The 18,035-nt window shown below is 68.7% G+C and carries 15 protein-coding genes and 3 pseudogenes; 4 read left to right on the top strand and 14 right to left on the bottom strand.

Features of this window, described 5'->3' with window-relative positions:
• Nucleotides 1-31: 31 nt before the first annotated feature.
• Both ACR68M_RS15390 and ACR68M_RS15385 read right to left on the bottom strand, forming a co-directional pair.
• Complete coding sequence (locus tag ACR68M_RS15390) at nt 32-664, bottom strand: hypothetical protein (protein WP_441251061.1); 633 nt, start codon at nt 662-664, stop codon at nt 32-34.
• A gap of 28 nt (nt 665-692) precedes the next feature.
• Nucleotides 693-1,049 (bottom strand): hypothetical protein, encoded by a 357-nt coding sequence (locus ACR68M_RS15385; protein ID WP_441251060.1) that lies wholly within the window; start codon nt 1,047-1,049, stop codon nt 693-695.
• Between the two features lie 61 nt (nt 1,050-1,110).
• Here ACR68M_RS15385 and ACR68M_RS15380 point away from each other — a divergent pair, with 61 nt between their 5' ends.
• Nucleotides 1,111-1,575 (top strand): MarR family winged helix-turn-helix transcriptional regulator, encoded by a 465-nt coding sequence (locus ACR68M_RS15380; RefSeq protein ID WP_441251059.1) that lies wholly within the window; start codon nt 1,111-1,113, stop codon nt 1,573-1,575.
• Nucleotides 1,576-1,897: 322 nt separating this feature from the next.
• Here ACR68M_RS15380 and ACR68M_RS15375 read toward each other — a convergent pair.
• The 8 genes and pseudogenes from ACR68M_RS15375 to ACR68M_RS15340 all read right to left on the bottom strand — a co-directional run.
• A pseudogene (locus ACR68M_RS15375) lies at nt 1,898-2,089 on the bottom strand (LLM class flavin-dependent oxidoreductase); the annotation flags it as partial.
• Nucleotides 2,090-2,267: 178 nt separating this feature from the next.
• Nucleotides 2,268-2,681 carry a hypothetical protein gene (locus ACR68M_RS15370; RefSeq protein WP_441251058.1) on the bottom strand — a complete coding sequence of 138 codons (414 nt, stop codon included), beginning with the start codon at nt 2,679-2,681 and terminating at the stop codon, nt 2,268-2,270.
• Between the two features lie 461 nt (nt 2,682-3,142).
• Nucleotides 3,143-3,378: pseudogene (locus ACR68M_RS15365) on the bottom strand (LLM class flavin-dependent oxidoreductase); the annotation flags it as partial.
• A gap of 63 nt (nt 3,379-3,441) precedes the next feature.
• Nucleotides 3,442-4,194, bottom strand: a complete 753-nt coding sequence (locus tag ACR68M_RS15360) for a hypothetical protein (RefSeq protein WP_441251057.1) — start codon at nt 4,192-4,194, stop codon at nt 3,442-3,444.
• 2 nt (nt 4,195-4,196) lie between these two features.
• Nucleotides 4,197-8,033: an RHS repeat-associated core domain-containing protein gene (locus ACR68M_RS15355; protein ID WP_441251056.1), complete on the bottom strand. Its 3,837-nt coding sequence runs from the start codon at nt 8,031-8,033 to the stop codon at nt 4,197-4,199.
• 147 nt (nt 8,034-8,180) lie between these two features.
• A pseudogene (locus ACR68M_RS15350) lies at nt 8,181-8,282 on the bottom strand (LLM class flavin-dependent oxidoreductase); the annotation flags it as partial.
• Between the two features lie 52 nt (nt 8,283-8,334).
• Complete coding sequence (locus tag ACR68M_RS15345) at nt 8,335-8,976, bottom strand: hypothetical protein (protein WP_441251055.1); 642 nt, start codon at nt 8,974-8,976, stop codon at nt 8,335-8,337.
• A gap of 28 nt (nt 8,977-9,004) precedes the next feature.
• Nucleotides 9,005-9,361 carry a hypothetical protein gene (locus ACR68M_RS15340; protein WP_441251054.1) on the bottom strand — a complete coding sequence of 119 codons (357 nt, stop codon included), beginning with the start codon at nt 9,359-9,361 and terminating at the stop codon, nt 9,005-9,007.
• 61 nt (nt 9,362-9,422) lie between these two features.
• On the opposite strand from ACR68M_RS15340, the gene ACR68M_RS15335 reads away from it, so the two are divergent.
• Complete coding sequence (locus ACR68M_RS15335; protein ID WP_441251053.1) at nt 9,423-9,887, top strand: MarR family winged helix-turn-helix transcriptional regulator; 465 nt, start codon at nt 9,423-9,425, stop codon at nt 9,885-9,887.
• A 73-nt stretch (nt 9,888-9,960) separates the two neighbouring features.
• Here the strand turns inward: ACR68M_RS15335 and ACR68M_RS15330 are convergent, their stop codons facing one another.
• From ACR68M_RS15330 to ACR68M_RS15315, 4 genes are all read right to left on the bottom strand, one after another.
• Entirely contained in the window at nt 9,961-10,272 is a 312-nt protein-coding gene (locus ACR68M_RS15330; RefSeq protein WP_441251052.1) for an Imm53 family immunity protein, read from the bottom strand.
• Nucleotides 10,263-13,961 (bottom strand): DUF6531 domain-containing protein, encoded by a 3,699-nt coding sequence (locus tag ACR68M_RS15325; protein WP_441251051.1) that lies wholly within the window; start codon nt 13,959-13,961, stop codon nt 10,263-10,265. Before ACR68M_RS15325 ends, ACR68M_RS15330 begins: the two co-directional genes overlap by 10 nt.
• Nucleotides 13,962-14,147: 186 nt before the next feature.
• Nucleotides 14,148-14,549 carry a hypothetical protein gene (locus tag ACR68M_RS15320; protein ID WP_441251050.1) on the bottom strand — a complete coding sequence of 134 codons (402 nt, stop codon included), beginning with the start codon at nt 14,547-14,549 and terminating at the stop codon, nt 14,148-14,150.
• Between the two features lie 83 nt (nt 14,550-14,632).
• Complete coding sequence (locus ACR68M_RS15315; RefSeq protein ID WP_441251049.1) at nt 14,633-15,385, bottom strand: hypothetical protein; 753 nt, start codon at nt 15,383-15,385, stop codon at nt 14,633-14,635.
• Nucleotides 15,386-15,651: 266 nt separating this feature from the next.
• Between ACR68M_RS15315 and ACR68M_RS15310 the strand changes: the two genes are divergently transcribed.
• Together ACR68M_RS15310 and ACR68M_RS15305 are read left to right on the top strand one after the other, a co-directional pair.
• A complete protein-coding gene (locus tag ACR68M_RS15310; protein ID WP_441251048.1) occupies nt 15,652-16,710 on the top strand; it encodes a hypothetical protein in 1,059 nt (352 codons plus the stop codon).
• Nucleotides 16,697-17,998, top strand: coding sequence for a KamA family radical SAM protein (locus ACR68M_RS15305; protein ID WP_441251047.1), 1,302 nt, complete (start codon nt 16,697-16,699; stop codon nt 17,996-17,998). Before ACR68M_RS15310 ends, ACR68M_RS15305 begins: the two co-directional genes overlap by 14 nt.
• Nucleotides 17,999-18,035 lie beyond the last annotated feature (37 nt).

Below are 18,035 nucleotides of genomic sequence, written 5' to 3'. Positions count from 1 at the left end.
GCCGTGCTCCGCGCCTCTGAGGCCGGCCCGGTCACACCCGGCGCGAGGTGACGGCGGTGGCCGTCACCCAGAGCAGGAGCAGCACGCCGGAGACGTACGCCGCCGGAGCGAGTGCCGTGCTGAGCAGGAGGTAGCCGATGCCGGAGACCGTGATGGCCGCGGCCAGGGCCAGGCCCGTCCAGTTGATCCAGTTGGCCGACCGGGACCGGACGGCGGGCGCGGAGGCGAGGAGTGCGGTCGCCGCCAGCAGCAGCATCTTCACGCCGTCGAGGCGATTGAGTAGGGCGAACGCGCTGTGAGCGGCGGCGACTTGGTGCGCGGGGGCGAGGTACGCGGCCAGCTGCACGCCGAGTGCGCACTGCACCAGGGAGACCGCGACTGCGGCGTAGCCGGTGAGCCGTGCGGGCCGGCGCAGTCGGCCGGCCACCACCACCGCCAGGGCGAGCCCGGCGATGCCCTGGGTGGCGACGTACTGGGTGATCGCCGCTCCGGTGTGCCCGGCCAGTCCGGCCAGCACCTCGGGGCCGGTCGCGGTGACGGCGGGGTTGGTCGGCCAGACTGACAGGCCGATCACCCAGGCGGCGAGGTAGCCGATCCCGGCGACGGCGACGCGGCGAGGGCGAACGATCGGGGCGGCGAGTGTGGCGAGGGCGTTGCTGGTCATGGTGGTTCTCCTTCAGGGGCGGTTGCGGTCAGCGGGCGAGCAGCCAGGTGGCCGAGGCCAGGTGGATCAGGGCGAGGCCGACGCAGCTGGCGGCCATCGGGTGGTTGCCCCGACGGGCGCCGAGGACGGCGTCTCCCACCCGGGCCAGCCCGGCCACCGCCAGCACGGGCACCTGTGCGGCGACCGGGCCGGCGAGCAGCACCACCAAGGTGACCAGGCTCAGCGGCAGCGCGCGGGCGGCGTAGGCGCCCAGGAAGAACGATCCCGCAGCGCCGAGTTGCTCGCCCTCGGCAAGCGCGACCGACGGTCGGACCAGGCCGACCAGCGAGGAGCCCCCTGACAGCAGGGCCACTGCGGCGTTCGCGGCTACCAGTACGGTCTGCACTCTCTTCGCACCTCAAATCATTCGAGCTCTGAATCATTTGCTTGATTGTATGCTTCGAGGCATGGATGAAGTCAAGGGCGGCAGTGGGGAAGCCGGGATCCCCAGCACGGCGGTGTTCCGGCTCGGCACCCTGGGGACGGTCGCGGCCGACCGGTTCGCGGCGGCCGTCGAGCCGCTGGACCTCAAGCCCAAGCACGTCGGCCTGATGGCCGCACTGGCACACGGCGAAGCGTCGGCCTCACAGCAGGAACTGGCCGGCCGCCTCGGCGTGGTCCCCAGCCTGGTGGTCTCGCTGGCCGACCATCTCCAACACCTCGGCGCGGTCCACCGCGTCCGCGACCCGGACGACCGGCGCCGCCAGATCCTCACCCTCACCGACCAGGGCCGCACCCTCCTCGCCCAATGCACGGCCGCAGCAAGGGAGTTGGACGAGCAGTTCACCGCGACCCTGACCCCCGCCCAGCGCAACGCACTTCAGGAGGCGCTCGCCATCCTGGCGGCGGAGGCGGGTCTGCCGACGAAGTGACGTGCAGAGTGGGCGAGTTGCCTGCTACTGCGGTCGACTGCTCCGCTTGCTCTGTTGTCGGAGCGCGACGCCAACTTGCCCATGGCGTAGATCTCCTGGACATCGCCGGTGTTGCTCAGTGGCGATCCCATGGAGACAGCGCGCTGGCCCCGCTGGGCTGGCAGCTGCCACCAGGTTCGTCCCGGCGCCTGGGCGACTGAGGTAGCCGCCGTGGGCTCCGATGGCTCGAGGCCAGCCACGACGCGTGAGCTCCGGACTGTTCCACAGGTCAGGCTGCGACAGGCGAGAAGGGCAAGACCGAGGTCACGAGCGTGCCCAGTCAGATCCGTTCGGCCACCGTCGTGGCCGCCGCCAGGGTCGGGATCGCTCCGAACCACGGCTCGTCCCGGAATGACCGCCAGGACAGGTGGTCGTAGGTGTAGGCGGAGTGGAAGCCGAGGTCCTCGGCCTGCCGCCGGATCTTCTGCCCCTCCGCCCACCGATGGATGGGGAGGATCACCGTACTCAAGCGCATGTACCCCACCCTGCGAGTGCGGCGTCAGTACAGCTCGACGGCTATTGGGGGCGCGTGGTCGAACAAGTCTGCGGGCCGCAGTTCCTTGAACCTGGCGAGTGCGCGGCAGGCGACGGTGCGGGAGGCCGGTCCGTGTTGCGGAGTGCCGGCCTGACCTGCGGCCGGCCTGCCGATGGCGTCAGCGCAAGGACTCGAACTCGGGCTCCTCGCTAGGGAAGTCGCCGGGGAGGATGCCCGACTGGACCGAGCCGCTGAGCAGACCCAGGAGGATGTCGGTCGAGTCGCCGGCCAGAATTTCCTGATCGAATTGACGTGCGGCAACCAGGAGAGTCGGCCACTGGTCGGGAGTACCGGTGGGAATCCAGAAGAACGAGTCCGCGTTGTGGGTGCTCGCCCAGTGGATGAGCTCCTCCGGTCGGCTGTCATATTCGGCGAGTCGAGCCCGGATATCGGGGATTTCCTTGGCGGCCAGGATCGCGGTCGATTCCTCGGTCCGACGGCCGATGTCAAGGAACTTGTTGGGCCACTTCGGGGCGTAGACGACGATGAACTCGTCGAAGACTCCGGGGCCGTAGCGGTTGGTCAGGGTCACGTGACCGGGGGGAACGCGGAGACCGGACGCAGTTGCCCGCGCCCCAAGTACGGGAACAGTGGACGGGGGTGGGCAGAGTGAGATGAGCCGTTCGAGTGGGGTCATGATCCTGATGCCTTAAAAGTTGTCGATCGTCCGGTCGAAGCTCCAGCCGAAGTCGTCCACCGCTTCGAGCCTGATTGGCCGCGACCTTCTTCAGGTTCTTGCCCGCCGAGTGGTACAGGTCCTTGATGGCTTTGCTCGCGCCCTTGGCGATCGCGGTGCCGACCTTCTTCGTCTCGTGCTCCAGCGCCCTGACGATCTGGTTGCTCATTCGAAGCTTCCCCCGTGATTGAACGTATGGACGGGCGCAGCCCGGGTATCCGACGGGAGAAGCTGAGTTTCGGAGCTGCCCGACAATTTCCGGGTGTCGGCATTCTTTCCTCCTGCATCGGTAGCTACGTCCTCGCAGGTGAGGCTGCGATAGGTGAACGAGGCTTGACCGAGGTCACGAGCGTGCCGAGCCTGATCCGCTCGGTCGCCGCAGCGGCCGCCGTCAGCGTCGGCACTGCGCCGAACCACGGTTCGTCCCGGAGCGACCGCCAGGAGAGGTGGTCGTAGGTGTGGGCGGAGTGGAAGCCGAGGTCTTCGGCTCGCCGCCAGATCTTCTGCCCCTCGCTCACCGGTGGATGGGGAAGATCAACGTACTCAAGCGCATGGTGCCGACCCTGGCGGCCGTCGGCCGCTTGCTGCTCGCGCCAGGCCCTCGGGAGCCTCGGCCTCAGCCATACCAGTCGGCGATGAGCTCGTCGATCCGGTCGCGGAGCACGGCCCTGCGGAGGAAGTCGCCCGCCGTGAGCGGGATGTCCGCATGGATCCGTTCCAGGAGCAAGCGCGCTCGAGGATCCTCGTCGAGCAGAGCGTCCAGGGCTGGGTACGTTGTGAGAGTGAGGAACCGAGCAAGGGCGGCGGCGAGTTCGTTGTCGTCCTGGACGGCCGGGGAGGGGCCGGAGCCGTCGGAAAGGTGGCGGGCCGGGCCGGTCAGGAGCCAGCCAGTGAGCCGACCGTTGGTGAAGAGCAAGTCGAGGTCCTCGGCCACGCGCAGCCGCAGCGACGGCGTCCCGACACTGCTCTCAGGGTCGATGTAGTGGCAGAGGAGAGCGGCCGGGGTGTGCCGACGGACCGTGGTGGCCGGGAGGTGGAACTGCCGAGTCTCGCCCAGGCGCAGCGTGCCCGGGGTGGGCGGCGGGAGTTCCGATGCTCCCGAGCACGGTCCGGCAGGTTGGTCGGGCACGTGGAGAGCGAGGCTGCGCAGCAGGCCGCTGCCCCGGTCGAAGCGCAGCTCGTCGACGTGTTCGAGGGAGAACCAGTCGACACTGCCGTCCGTGTCGAGCACCTGCTGCTCGTGGGCATCCCGGTCGGCGTACGGACCGACCGTGACCAGCGAGCCGTCGAGGAGAAGCTCGGGCCGAGGGCAGGAGCCCGGTCCCGGCCCGACGACAGCCGTGACTCCCCCGGTCAGGAGTACATCCATGGTCACTCCTCGTTCAGGATGGACGGGAAGAGCTGGACAGCGGGCGGGAGGAATCCTCCGCCGGGCACGGGGATCTCACCATTGACGATCATGTCATGGGTCATCGGCATGCCCGGCTCGCTCGGTTTGCCGCCGAAGATCGAGGCGCCGCTCTCACCACGGGGCCCAGCAGGGCCGTAGCTGGTCACGAGCTTCCCGGGGGAAGGTCCAGCGCCCTCGGTGACGACGATGTTCGGCCCCTGCCGGAAGGTCCACCGGCCGCCACCGCCGGTGGACGCGTAGACGGCATCCGGGTTGGCCATGATCTCCGTCTCCTTGGCCGCCGGCAGACGGCCGTGGTAGCCGTTGGTCAATGGGCGCTTCCCGGCTCGGGCATTGGCGACGGCGCGGCCGGCGAGCTTGGTCGTCCGGTCCTCGTGCGGTGAAAGACCTGTTGGGTCCGTCCAGGTGTGCGGATTACCGACGTAGCCGACCGGGTTGTCGGACCCGCCGAGACCTAGGGGGTCGGGTGAGAGATAGCGAGCGGTCTCGGCGTCGTAATAGCGATGGAGGTTGTAGTTGAGCCGGGTCTCGGGGTCGAAGTACTGACCGGGGAAGCGGAGTGGGGTGTAGGCGCTGCTGTCGTTCGGCCAGGTCGTGTTACCCCACAGGGTTGGAATGGCACGCCAGGCAATGGTGTCGTCGGTGGGGTCGATCAGCTCCGTGGGGGTACCGACGAGATCCGTGAGGACAGCGAAGAAGCGCCGCTCGGTCCGGACCGGTTCCTGGACCGTCGTGATGGTCAGCTGCTCACTCTGTGCCAGCGGGTGCAGGCCGACGTGATCCCAGCTGATCGTGTGGGGTCCAGGTAGGTACGGGGCGTACGTCGTCTGCTCGGCGAGGGAGGCACCGTCCCAGGTGAAGTCGGTCTGCTCGGCGACGCCTTGGTCAGAGGTGAGGCGTTGCTTGGCGATGCGGCGGCCGACCGGGTCGTAGAGGTACCGCCACTGCGTGCCGTCAGGAGTGGTGACCTGGGTGAGCCGATTCTCGGCGTCCCAGCTGTACCGCCAGGTGTCGGGTTTGCGGGAGATCCTCGTCACCTGACGGAGCGTCGTCCGTCCTGCAGCGTCGTACTCGTAGCGCACCCGCCCGGCACCGATCAGCCGGGTACCGGTGTACGTGCGCGGGCCGTGGGCGGCCGCCGTGGCGCTGGTGGCCGGCCAGTCGGCGTCCGTCAGGTTGCCCGCCGGGTCGTAGGCGTAGGACTCCGCCCCCGACGAGGCCCGGACCGCGGTGACCCGCCCGGCTGGGTCAAGGTCGTAGGCACGGGAGCCCGCGAGCAGGTCGTCGAGTCCAGCCAGGTTGCCGTCGGAGTGATAGCGGTAGGCCCGCTGCTGGAGGAGCTCATCGGGGGTGCGGAGGGTCTGGCCAGTGAGACGGTGCAGGTCGTCCCAGTCACGGGTCAGGGTCAACCGGCCCGCGAGAGTGCGGTCGCTCTCGCGGCCGGCCGCATCGTAACCAAGGCTGATCGCTCCGGACCGGGTGACCAACGCGGTCGGGAGCCCGAGGGCGTTGTAGGCCCAACTGCTGCTGTGTCCACCTGGAGTCGTCCGCTCGGTCCGCCGTCCGAGCTGGTCCCGGGCATGGGTCGTCGTGCGACCGTTGACCGTCTCGGCCAGGAGGCGGCCTTGGGCGTCGACGGTGCGGTGCAGCTCGGCGTCCGGGGCGCTGGCCCGGACCAGGTGCCCGGCGTCGTCGTAGGTGAAACGGCTGGCCCGACCAGCCGCGTCGATCTCCGTGACCCGGCCCATCAGATCATGGCGGTACCGGATGACCTGCCCGAGCACGTCGGTACGCGAAACCACCTGACCGACCACGTCCAGCTCGTAACTGACGACACGTCCGTCGAAGTCCGTCTCCGAGGCGAGTCGTCCGGCGGGATCGTACGTAAAGGTCCACTCTCGGCCGAGAGGGTCCACGACGGCGACGAGCTGCATGTTCGCGTCGTACCTGAACTCCATCCGCGCACCGTCGGGTCCGGTGCGGGCAGCCAAGGTCTCGAAGTGGGTGAACTCGAACGTGCTCGGTATCCCAAGCCTGCCGGTGTACGACAACGGATTGCCTTCGCCGTCGTAGGTCCACACCTCGGTGACCCCGTCTGCGGCCGTACGCGAAGCCAGGTGGCCTTCCACCGTCCAGGCCGTCCGGGTCACCCCGCCAACCGCGTCGGTGAAGGTCACCAGGCGGCCGAAGGGGTCGTACTCGTACCGTGCGGAGGCGCCAGTCGGGTCGGTTATTTCGAGCGGCAGACCAGCAGCGTTGCTCCTGATCCGGGTCGTGTCACCGACCGGGTTGGTGATGGCCGTGAGATGGCCGAGCTCGTCGTGCGCGTACCTGGTGGTCCCGCCGAGCGGATCGGTGACGGCGACTCGGCGCCCGGCTCCGTCGTACTCCTGCCGCCAGGTCGCGCCTCCCGGCTCCACGACCAGAGAGGGCAGGTTCAGCGCACTCGCATAGGCAGCTGTCGATCTGGTGCCGTCTGCGTGGGTGACTGCTACGAGGTCGCCGGCGCCGTCGTATTGGTAGCGGGTGGTGCGGCCGAGGGGGTCGGTTTCGGCGAGGAGGCGGTCGTGGTCGTCGCGTTCGTAGTGGGTGGTGTTCCCGAGCGGGTCGGTGACGGTGGTGATCTGGGCGTGGTCGTTGACGGTGTAGGTGGTGGTGTGGCCGAGGGCGTTGGTCTCGGTGTGGGGTTTGAGACCGGTGGTGGGGTCGGGGTCGCCGTAGGTGAAGTGGAAGCGCAGGGCGCCGTCGGCGCCGCCTTCGTCGGTGATGCGGTCGAAGGCGTCGTAGGTGTAGTGGTATTGGGAGTTGTTGCGGTCGGTCCAGGAGAGGATGCGGCCGCTGGTGTCGTTGGCGAAGCGCATGGGCTTGCCGGAGGAGTTGTAGACGGTGGTGAGGTGTCCGTCGGTGTAGCCGTAGCGCATGAGCAGGGCGTCGCCGCCGGTGTCGGTGGCGTTGGCGAGGCGTAGGGCGGTGATGCGGTCGTGTTCGACGGTGACCAGGAGCCGATAGCCGCCGGAGTGGGTGATCGAGTGCGGGGCGCCGTCCGCGTCGTAGGCGAGGGTGTAGTGGCGGCCGTGGCGGTCGCGGACCTCTGTGAGGAGTGCTTCGTCGCCGTCGGGGGTGGGGGTGAAGGTTTTGACCTGGCCGGTGGCTGGGTCGGTGATGGTGAAGTGGCCTTCTTCGAGGCCGAGTTCGTGGCGGGAACCGGCGGTGGCGTGTACGGGGTCGCCGGGTTCGGGGTGGGGGTAGGCCTGGGTGATGCGGTCGGCCCGGATGTGGACGATGCCTTGCTCGTCGAGTTCGAGGCGTTCGTCGAAGGTGCAGAGCCACTTCGGGCCCATCCAGCGGCCGGTGAGGAGCCCTGACTCGAAGTTGCGGGTGAACAGCAGCGGGAGCGATCCGGGCAGCGAGGCGTCCGTCTGGTCGATGAACATCCGCCCGGTGGCGATGTCGACGGGCTCGCCCGGACATTTACGGGAGTCGTGTTCCCGGGCTTCGGTGCGGGGGCTCTTGACCTGGTCGCGCCCGCGGCCCTTGGGGTGGGAGCCGCCGTGGTGGCCTGGGCCGCCGCCGCCAGGGGTGTGCGGGTGGGGTGCGTCGTGCTTGCCGCCCTCGAAGAGCTTTCCGAGGTCCTTGGCGTGCTTCTCCTCGGTCTCGCGGACGTTGGCCGCGACCTTCTTCAGGTTCTTGCCGGCCGAGTGGTAGAAGTCCTTGACGGCCTTGCCGGCGTCCTTGGCGAGCGTGCCGCCGATCTTCTCGGCGGCGTGTTCCAGTGCCTTGACGATCTGGTTGCTCATTCGAAGCTTCCCCCCGTGATCGCACGTACGGACGACCGTAGCCCGGGGGACGGGCGGGAAGGGCTGAGTTTCGGAGTTGCCCGACAATTCCCGAGTTGTCGCTGCCTTTCCCCTTGGCGTCGGTAGCGGCGCTCCCGGCGCTCAGGCCGTGATGGGTGAACGAGGCTTGACCGAGGTCACGAGCGTGCCGAGCCTGATCCGCTCGGTCGCGGACGGTGCGACTGTCAGCGTCAGGACCGCCCCGAACCACGCCTGACCGATTGGGCGCAAGCCGTGCTCCGCGCCTCTGAGGCCGGCCCGGTCACATTCGGCGCGAGGTGACGGCGGTGGCCGTCACCCAGAGCAGGAGCAGTACACCGGAGACGTACGCCGCCGGAGCGAGTGCCGTGCTGAGCAGGAGGTAGCCGATGCCGGAGGCCGTGATGGCCGCGGCCAGGGCCAGGCCCGTCCAGTCGATCCAGTTGGCCGACCGGGACCGGACGGCGGGCGCGGAGGCGAGGAGTGCGGTCGCCGCCAGTAGCAGCATCTTCACGCCGTCGAGGCGATTGAGTAGGGCGAACGCGCTGTGGGCAGCGGCGACTTGGTGCGCGGGGGCGAGGTACGCGGCCAGCTGCACGCCGAGTGCGCACTGCACCAGGGAGACCGCGACTGCGGCGTAGCCGGTGAGCCGTGCGGGCCGGCGCAGTCGGCCGGCCACCACCACGGCCAGGGCGAGCCCGGCGATGCCTTGGGTGGCGACGTACTGGGTGATCGCCGCTCCGGTGTGCCCGGCGAGTCCGGCCAGCACCTCGGGGCCGGTCGCGGTGACGGCGGGGTTGGTCGGCCAGACTGACAGGCCGATCACCCAGGCGGCGAGGTAGCCGATCCCGGCGATGGCGACGGCGATGGCGATGGTGGCGCGGCGAGGGCGAGCGACCGGGGTGGCGAGGGTGTTGCTGGTCATGGTGATTCTCCTTCAAGGTCCGTTGCGGTCAGCGGGCGAGCAGCGAGACGGCCGAGGCCAGGTGGATCAGGGCGAGGCCGACGCAGCCGGCGGCCATCGGGCGGTTGCCCCGACGGGCGCCGAGGACGGCGTCTCCCACCTGGGCCAGCCCGGCCACCGCCAGCACGGGCACCTGTGCGGCGGCCGGGCCGGCGAGCAGCACCACCAAGGTGACCAGGCTCAGCGGCAGCGCGCGGGCGGCGTAGGCGCCCAGGAAGAACGCTCCCGCAGCGCCGAGTTGCTCGCCTTCGGCCAGCGCGACGGACGGCCGGACCAGGCCGACGAGCGAGGAGCCCCCCGACAGCAGGGCCACTGCGGCGTTCGCGACTACAAGTACGGTCTGCATTCTCTTCGCACCTCAAATCATTCGAGCTCTGAATCATTTGCTTGATTGTATGCTTCGAGGCATGGATGAAGTCAAGGGCGGCAGTGGGGAAGCCGGGATCCCCAGCACGGCGGTGTTCCGGCTCGGCACCCTGGGGACGGTCGCGGCCGACCGGTTCGCGGCGGCCGTCGAGCCGCTGGACCTCAAGCCCAAGCATGTCGGCCTGATGGCCGCACTGGCGCACGGTGAAGCGTCGGCCTCACAGCAGGAACTGGCCGGCCGACTCGGCGTGGTCCCCAGCCTGGTGGTCTCGTTGGCCGACCATCTCCAACACCTCGGCGCGGTCCAACGCGTCCGCGACCCGGATGACCGGCGCCGCCAGATCCTCACCCTCACCGACCAGGGCCGCACCCTCCTCGCCCAATGCACGGCCGCAGCAAGGGAGTTGGACGAGCAGTTCACCGCCGCCCTGACCCCCGCCCAGCGCAACGCACTTCAGGAGGCGCTCGCCATCCTGGCGGCGGAGGCGGGTCTGCCGACGAAGTGACGTGCAGAGTGGGCGAATTGCCTGCCACTGAACATCGCCAGGCGGTCAGAGCGGTGGTCCACCCAGTGGTGCCCTAGGCCTGGCCTTCCTTCCCGTGCAGGGCGGCGAAGTCCCTGAAACGTTCCAGCCCAGGGCCGAGGTCGCCGGGTCCGCAGCGGAGGTGGAAGACCGAGCCGTCGGACCAGGCATGGATCCAGGAGCCCCCCTCAGCGGCCTCGACGCGGTCGAGAGTGACTCCGTCGAGCTCGGTCTCCTCGAGGTCGATCTCGACGGACCAGCCGGGATTGTCCAGCGTCTCGATGCGGATGCCGTACTCGTGTTCCCAGTCGCCGTCGCACTGACCCGTGTACCAGGCGGTGATAAAGCCCAGGGCGTCTAGGGGCACGGCGTTATCTCCCACGGGTCGGCTGCGCGAGCGCTTCCATCCGGAAGGTTCACATGGGGCGTCGGAATCGTAACGCCGGTCGTCCGGTCGTAATGGGCCGGACCGACCATGTCGGCCCGCTTCGTCATCTTCCACGGTGCGGGGTCGCGCGGGTTGTCCTGGGGCTCCCACTCCGCGAAGTGGGTGACCTGACCGGTCGTCCCGTCCCGGCGGAAGGTGGTGTGTGGTCCTACCGCGTTCGGATCCGGGCGGAGCCGCTTCGCTCGGGCGAGGCCGAGCGGGTCCAGCTGGCTCAACGGGTTGTCGACGTACGCGTGATGGTTGAGCGCCGGAGCGAGGCCCAGCGGGTCGGGGGAGACGTAGCGGCCGACCTCTGCGTCGTAGTACCGGTGATAGTTGTAGTCGAGCCCGGTCTCGTCGTCCCTGTACTGGCCGGGGAACCGCAAGGGACAGTCGGTCTCCGTCCCACCACCCGCGACGGTCGAGCCCCACAGATCCGTGGTCATGTACCAAGCGATCCGCCCGTCGGGAGTGACGAGCTCACTCGGCGCACCGACCGCGTCGGTGACGATCGCATAGAACCGCTGATCGACCTCCGCCTGCGTGGCATCGGTCGGCCATGAGCGGTGGAGCTGGCCGGCCGGACGGTACTGGCCGGGCTCCCAGTCCCATGTGGTGATGACGGTCCGGCCCTCGGCCGAGACGGAGGCCTGTTCGGCGAGACAGTCGTCGTCCCAGGAGAACGTGACGGCGGGGCCGACCACGTCGGTCCGCTGCTTGGCGACCCGTCGCCCCAGCGGGTCGTAGCGGTACTCCCAGGTCTGGCCCTGCGCCGTCACAGCGCGGACCAGGCGGTCGTACGCATCCCATTCGAGGATTCGTTCCAGAGACTTTCCGGAGAGCGTGCGCCGCGTCTCCCGGACGAGTCGCCCCTGCCCGTCGTGCTCGTAGCTGGTACGCCCGGCTGAGCGGATCAGCGTTCCGGAGTAGCGCCGTTCACCCGACGTATCCTCCGCGGACTCGGCTTGTCCGGTCGCCATCGTGACGTTCCCGAGGGCGTCGTAGGCGTACTCCTCCGTCCAATCGGCAGCCTGCACGGTGGTGACCCGGCCGACTGCGTCGACACCGTACGACCGATTGCCACGGACCAGGTCGGTGACGGCGGTCGGGTGGCCGTCCGAGCGGTAGACGTACGTGCGCTGCTGGAGCGCGTCGTACCGGGCCGGCGACTCGCCGACGGCGGGGATCTGCGACCACACGGACTGTGCGGTCAGCCGATGGGCCGCGTCCCAGGTCTGGGTCAGAGCGGCTCCCTGGCCCAGATGACGGGTCGTCTCCCGGCCTGCCAGGTCGCGTCCGAAGGACAGCCCGCCGCCCAGTGTCGCCAGCGTTCGCGGCATGCCGTTCGCGTCGTACGTCCACTCCGAGATCGCGCCGGTCGGTGTGGTCCGGCGGACACGTCGGCCGGTCAGGTCGTACTGGTTGGTTACGGACCGCCCGTCGACGGTCTCCGTGAGAACTCGGCCGACGGCATCTCGTTCGAAGACCACAACACTGTCGGCTGACGCTTCCAACAGGCGGCCGAGCGCGTCGTAGCGGAACGTGGCGGGAGCAGTGCCGTCCGCCTGGCGCAGCGTGACGCGGCCCTCGGGATCACGGGTGAGCCTGACAGTCTGTCCGCAGCCGTTGATCCGCTCGATCGGTCGGCCGACTGCGTCGTTGCGGTAGGTGAGGGCGCATCCGTTGAAGTCCGACTCGGCGGTTAGACGACCGGCAGGGTCGTACGTGTAGTGCCACACCTCGCCCTGCGGATTGCGCACCCCGGTCAGTCGCATCTCCCGGTCATAGCGGAACTCGTGACGGGTACCGTCGGCATCCGTACGTGCCTTCACCTGGCCGAACGGGCCGTATTCGAAGGTCACTGCGCCCCCGTCGGGGCCGAGGTGCCGCAGCAGGTTGCCTGCGGCGTCGCACTCCCACTCGTCCCGTGCACCGTCGGCACCGACCCGCCAGATCGGTCTGCTCTCGACGGTCCAGCCCATCCGTGTGACACCCCCGAGCGCATCGGTCAGAGTCACCACGCGGCCGAACGCGTCCCTGGTCACCCGGGTGACCGCACCGAGCGCGTCGATCGCCGCGAGCGGCAGGCCGACCCGGTTTGATTCGTAGCGCCGCACCGCGCCGAGGGCGTCGGTGACGGAGGCCAGCCGACCGTTTCCGTCGTAGCTGTAGACGGTCGTGGCACCGAGCGGGTCGACGGTGGACAGCAGGTTGCCGCAGGCGTCGTAGGTGAGCCGCCAGAGCTGGCCATCGGCGCCCGTGATCTCGGTGGGCAGGCGGAGTTCGTTGTACGTCGCCGTCTCCGACGTCCCGTCGGGCCGGTCGATCCGGATCGGATCGCCGTCGGCGTCCAGGGTGTAGCGGGTGGTGTGTCCGAGCTCGTCGGTGCGCGAGAGCAGGCGGCCGTAGCGGTCGTACTCGGCCCGGACGGAGTTGCCGAGAGCGTCGACCGTCCTGGTGATGTGGTGGTACTGGTCGTAGTGGTACTTCCTGCGATGGCCGAGGCTGTCGGTCACAGTGGTGACCCGCTGCTGCGGGTCGTACTCGAAGGTCGCGGCGAGGACGCCGTCGGAGCCGTGCGCACGGGACACCCGGCCGTCGGCGTCGTAGTCGTACTGGTACCAGAAGCCGTTGCGATCAGTCCACGAGGTGAGGCGGTCCTGGACGTCATGGACATGGACCGACGCGACGGCGGACGAGTCGGTGATCTCCGTCAGGCGGCCTCGGACGTCGTAGCCGTACGTCATCACGGTGGTGCCCAGCCCATGGTTCGTGCCGTCCAGCAGCCGCAGGGCCTCGATCCGAGGGCCCGATGCCGTGTGGATGGTGTCGACCACGACGCGGTAACCGCCGGAGTGACAGAGCTCGGCCGGCAAGCCGTCGGACCCTGCGAGATAGTCCACCCGATCTCCGTTACGGTCGGTCAGCGCGCTGATCGACCGTAACGATCCCGCCTCAGGAGTCACGGCGAAATGCCTGGTCCATCCGGTCTCCGGGTCCTCGATCAGGATGGTGTCGGTGTCCGGATCCCAGGTGAGCGGCCAGCGGGCTCCCTCGGACGGCAGCACCTTCTGCCCCGGCTGCGAGGGTCGCGGGTAGTGCAGGATCTCCGCGTCCTCCCCCGCGTAGTGGACACCGTCCGCGTCAACCTGCACACGCTGGTCGAGCGTCGAGGACCAGCCAGGCCCGAACCAGCGGCCGCCCGGGTAGCCGGACGCGTAGGACCGCTGAACAACCAACGGCAGGAGACCGGGCAGCTCCAGATCGATCGCCGACGTGACCATCTGACCGGAGACCACGTCCACCGGGTCACCTGCGGTCTGGCATTTCCGATTGCCGTGCGAGGACTGCCCAGGCTTGCCGGAGCCGTTCAGCTTCGTGCGGCCGCTGCCCGAACCGCCCCTGCCCGCATGCGGGCTGCGAGGCATGTCCTTCTGGCCGCCCTCGAGCATCTTCTTGAGGTCACCGGCGTGCTTCTCCTCCACCTCACGCACATTCCTGGCGACCTTCTTCAGGTTCTCCCCGGCCGAGCGGTAGAGGTCTTTCACCGCCTTGCCGGCGTCCTCGGCCAGCGTCTTCTCAAGCTTCTGGGCCCCGTGCTCCAGTGCCTTGACGATCTGGTTGCTCATTCGAAGTTCACCCCCGCAATCCTCGACCGGAACATCTCGGCGTGCCCCGACGCCACTTCACCAGGCAGCTCGATCGCCATACTGTTCCTCCCCCGAGACGGCACGCGGACTTGACCCTACCCAGGACACCGTCCGTACGAACGAAGGTTCCAGGAGCCCCATGGTCGAGTTTTCGGCAGCTGGGTGTCACCAGGTCAGCCAGTGCGCCCCGACGGTGCCGGGCGCAGCCTCGGGCGCCACCGCGACCGCGCTCATCAGCGGCTTGATCCCCAGAACATGGCTGGTTTCATCCTGCAAGCTCGGCTGGTGCTCTGCTTCCGATGTGGACAGGGCAGTGATGCCGCTGCTCTCCAGCAGGAGCCGGCGCTGGTCCTCGGGAGACGCGGTCAAATGAGATCGATCCGCGACCTCGGTCTCGGGTGATGGCCTCCAGGAAGTCCGCGACACGCATTCGATCGTGACTTTCTCGCCATGCCAGCCGAATCTCAGCGAGCGCTCGACCCCCTGGGAATAGAAGTCGATATCCATCGGAGTGCTGAAACTCAAGCCGAGGATGAGTTCCGGCAGCTGCTCGGCAAAGGCTGACATGTCGTACGAGACGTCAAATCTGGCGTGACCGGGTCCGTTGGGGGGATGAGCGAGAACTTGAAAGTCATGACCGCTTTCCAGGGTTACCGGAGAATGGGGAATGCTGTCGTGGGATCGTGCTCGACCGGCCCGACGGCCGCGGAGATTCCAAATCGGAAGGTCATCGAAGTTCCCATCGAGGTTTTCGCTGATCGGATGTCCGGCTCGGAGAATGCCGCCCGGAATTCGGCGTCGGTGGTCTTTCCGGTGCGCCACGACCAGAGTGCGCGCGCGGCTCTGCGGTCGAGGGTGAGGGCCTCGCGGGCGGCGCGCAGGAAGAGGCCGTCCGTCGCGGCGGCGTAACGGCCGGAGGCCCGGAACTCGAGGCAGGCCTGGGCCGGGGTGAGGCCGTCGGTGAGCAACCCGACGAGCGCGGCCACATCGGCGTCGAAGCGTGATCGCGGCTGGATCTGCACGCCGTAGGCCTGCTCGAACTCCGCGCAGAAGTGTCGGGCCGCGTACGCCGGGCAGTTCCTCAGCCACCACTGGTCGGCCGGCTGCCGGGGAAACACCTCCCGGTTCAGTACCTGGTGCAGCATCAGATCGTCCTGCTCGACGGCGGCCCGCAGCTGGTCCGCCTCCGGGCCGGCCGACGCCGGGAGCACAGCGGCGAGCGTCGTCCGCAGGGTCAGGTCGTCGAGGTAGTCCTCCAAGTCCCAGGCGTACCCGGCCACGCAGTCCTCGGCGAACCGCCGCCACCTGGCCGCGACCCCGGCGGCGGTGACCTCGGAGCGCCGGCCCTCGGCGGCGAAGGCCTGCGAGAGTTCCCGGTCGAACGTGGTTCCATTCCAGCTCAACTTCACCCTCCAGGTACTGCCGTGAGTTTCCGCGGTACGGACGGGTCGCGGAGTAGCGCTTCCATGTCGTCCGGGGTCATCCTGCTCCTTGTCTTGACGCTTGGTCGGGTCGACCGTCTCGATGGCGGGCGCCGGTTGGTATGACCGTACGACCGTGCGGGTACCACGGTTCGTACAGGCCCGCTCGATCCGTGGGGGGATGCTCCGGGCGGCGGGCGGATTCGTATGGGGGTCGGGTGTTCGGGGATGGTGCGGTTCGGCGTCGGGTGATCCTGCTCTGTGCGGTGCTTGCCGTGTGTCTGGGGCTCTGTCTCTGGTTCGCTCGCGGGCTGCCGGATTTTCGGCAGAATCTGCTGCTCAATCTGGCTCCGGAGCTCCTCACCACGGTGATCACCCTTCTGATCATCCAGCCGTTCCTCACCAGGCTGGAGGAGGAGCGGGTGCGTGAGCACCTCCGCCTCGACTATCCCGCCTTCTGCGACAAGGTGGCGCAGACCAGCGACATCGTGGAGGTGCTCGACACTTTCTCCTACCTGCTCTCCGGCCGGAGCGCCGACCGCTTCGCCGAGGCGGTCCGGAGTGCGGTCGGCCGAGGTGCCACTGTCCGGATCATGCTGCTCGACCCGGATTCGCTGGCGGCCCAGCAGCGGTCCCACGAACTCAGCGCCGATGTGCGCCACGAGGTCATGCGGAACCTCCGTGACCTCAGGCATCTGGAGGCCCAACTGCCCAGCGAGCGCCGGGGGCAGTTGCAGGTGCGGGTCTACGGGGCTGCGCCGTCCATCCAGTTGTACCGCTCCGGCGAACGCATGATGGTGAGCTTCTACCCCGTGGACCGGTTCTCCGGTGAGGGGCAGCAGTTGGAGGTGCGCGTCACCACGCCGCTGGGCTCCTTCGTCTCCGAGCGCTTCGCCGAGCTGTGGAGCAGCGGCCGTTCGATCAACGAGCTGCTGACACGCCACGTGCAGGTACTCGAGGAGGGGGCTGGCCAAGTACCGGGGGAGCCGATGCGGTTGGATTACGTCCTCCACGGCGGCGGGCTGTACGTCTGCGACCAGCGGGTGGTCGTGGCGCTCGCCAGGCGGCGCGAACACCCGGTGCGAGTCCGGCTGGACGGGCGAACCGATCAGGTATTCGAGCTGGAGATGATCGGTGAGTCCGAGGGCGGGCTGCTTCAACTGCTTTCGGCCGCCTACTCGGAGAAGTACGGCACCGACGCCGATGTGTTCGTGCGCCTCAAGCCCGTCCACCATGGCATCATTGGCGCTGTATCGGGTGACTTAGCGTCATCTGATGGGGCGGAGGTAGGAAGTGACGGAGGATAACGGTGATCGGCGGCCGGTTTTCCGTGCGCTTGCGCTGCCGCATCTCGACGCGCTTCTCGTGCGCGCCGGTCTCGACGAGAATGACCGCCTGCGGGCTCGTGCTGTCGCCGAAGTGCTGCCTTTCCGGACCAATTCGTACGTGGTCGACCACCTGATCGACTGGGACGCGGCACCCGCCGATCCGATCTACCGGCTGGTCTTTCCGCAGCCCGACATGCTGCCGAAGGCCGATGTCGACCGCATCTCCGCGCTGCTGGTCCAGGGTGCCCCGCCGGCGCGTCTGGCGGAGGACGTCCGCGAGATCCGAATGCGGCTGAATCCTCACCCCGGCGGGCAGATGGTGCTCAACACCCCTCTGCTCGAAGGCATTCCGGTCGAGGGCATGCAACACAAGTACCCGGAGACGGTGCTGTTCTTTCCGCGTCAAGGACAGACCTGTCACGCGTACTGCACCTACTGCTTCCGCTGGCCGCAATTCGTCGGTGAGCCCGACATGCGGATGGCGAACGGTGACGCAACTGCCCTGCGCGAGTACGTACTTGCTCACCCCGAGGTCACCAGCGTGCTCATCACGGGTGGCGATCCCCTGATCATGAGCAGCAAGGTGCTCGCCCGGTACGTCGAGCCGCTGCTGGAGATCCCGCATCTGGAGTCGGTGCGGATCGGCAGCAAGGCCCTGTCCTACTGGCCGCACCGAGTGCTCACCGACCCGGATGCCGACGATCTGCTGCGCCTGTTCGAGCGGGTGGTGGACAGCGGACGCAACCTTGCGCTGATGGGCCACTATTCGCATCCTCGGGAGCTGGACACCGTCGAGGCGCAGCGCGCGCTGCGGCGCGTGCAGTCGACCGGCGCGGTGGTGCGCAGTCAGGCGCCGCTGATCCGGGGAGTGAACGACCGGGCGGCGGACTGGGCCACCCTGTGGCGGAAGTTGGTCTCCCTCGGCGCCGTCCCCTACTACATGTTCGTCGAACGGGACACCGGGCCCCAGGACTACTTCGCGGTACCGCTGGCGCGCGCGTACGAGATCTTCCGCGACGCGTACGCGCAGGTCTCCGGCCTGGCCCGGACGGTGCGTGGGCCGATCATGTCGGCGACGCCGGGCAAGGTCCAGGTGGACGGGGTCACCGAGGTCGGGGGCCAGCGCGCCTTCGTCCTCCACTACGTCCAGGCACGCAACCCGGAGTTGGTCGGCAAGCCGTTCTTCGCGGCATACGACCCCGATGCGCGTTGGTTGACCGACCTCAAACCGCTGGCCGGCGACGGCGCACTGCCGGGCGTCGACTGAGGTCAGGCGACGGAAGCCGGCGCTCGGGGCAGGCGCT

Origin of the sequence: Kitasatospora sp. McL0602 (assembly GCF_052076145.1) — a bacterium.
Taxonomy (GTDB): Bacteria; Actinomycetota; Actinomycetes; order Streptomycetales; family Streptomycetaceae; genus Kitasatospora.
Note: the sequence above shows the minus strand (reverse complement) of the source record. Positions and strands in the feature narration are given on the sequence as shown.

Bases quoted from the DNA above. Each gene is read 5' to 3' on its own strand.
- ACR68M_RS15390 (WP_441251061.1), bottom strand. From the start codon at position 664: ATGACCAGCAACGCCCTCGCCACACTCGCCGCCCCGATCGTTCGCCCT.
- ACR68M_RS15380 (WP_441251059.1), top strand. From the start codon at position 1,111: ATGGATGAAGTCAAGGGCGGCAGTGGGGAAGCCGGGATCCCCAGCACG.
- ACR68M_RS15360 (WP_441251057.1), bottom strand. From the start codon at position 4,194: ATGGATGTACTCCTGACCGGGGGAGTCACGGCTGTCGTCGGGCCGGGA.
- ACR68M_RS15355 (WP_441251056.1), bottom strand. From the start codon at position 8,033: ATGAGCAACCAGATCGTCAAGGCACTGGAACACGCCGCCGAGAAGATC.
- ACR68M_RS15345 (WP_441251055.1), bottom strand. From the start codon at position 8,976: ATGACCAGCAACACCCTCGCCACCCCGGTCGCTCGCCCTCGCCGCGCC.
- ACR68M_RS15340 (WP_441251054.1), bottom strand. From the start codon at position 9,361: ATGCAGACCGTACTTGTAGTCGCGAACGCCGCAGTGGCCCTGCTGTCG.
- ACR68M_RS15335 (WP_441251053.1), top strand. From the start codon at position 9,423: ATGGATGAAGTCAAGGGCGGCAGTGGGGAAGCCGGGATCCCCAGCACG.
- ACR68M_RS15325 (WP_441251051.1), bottom strand. From the start codon at position 13,961: ATGAGCAACCAGATCGTCAAGGCACTGGAGCACGGGGCCCAGAAGCTT.
- ACR68M_RS15320 (WP_441251050.1), bottom strand. From the start codon at position 14,549: ATGTCAGCCTTTGCCGAGCAGCTGCCGGAACTCATCCTCGGCTTGAGT.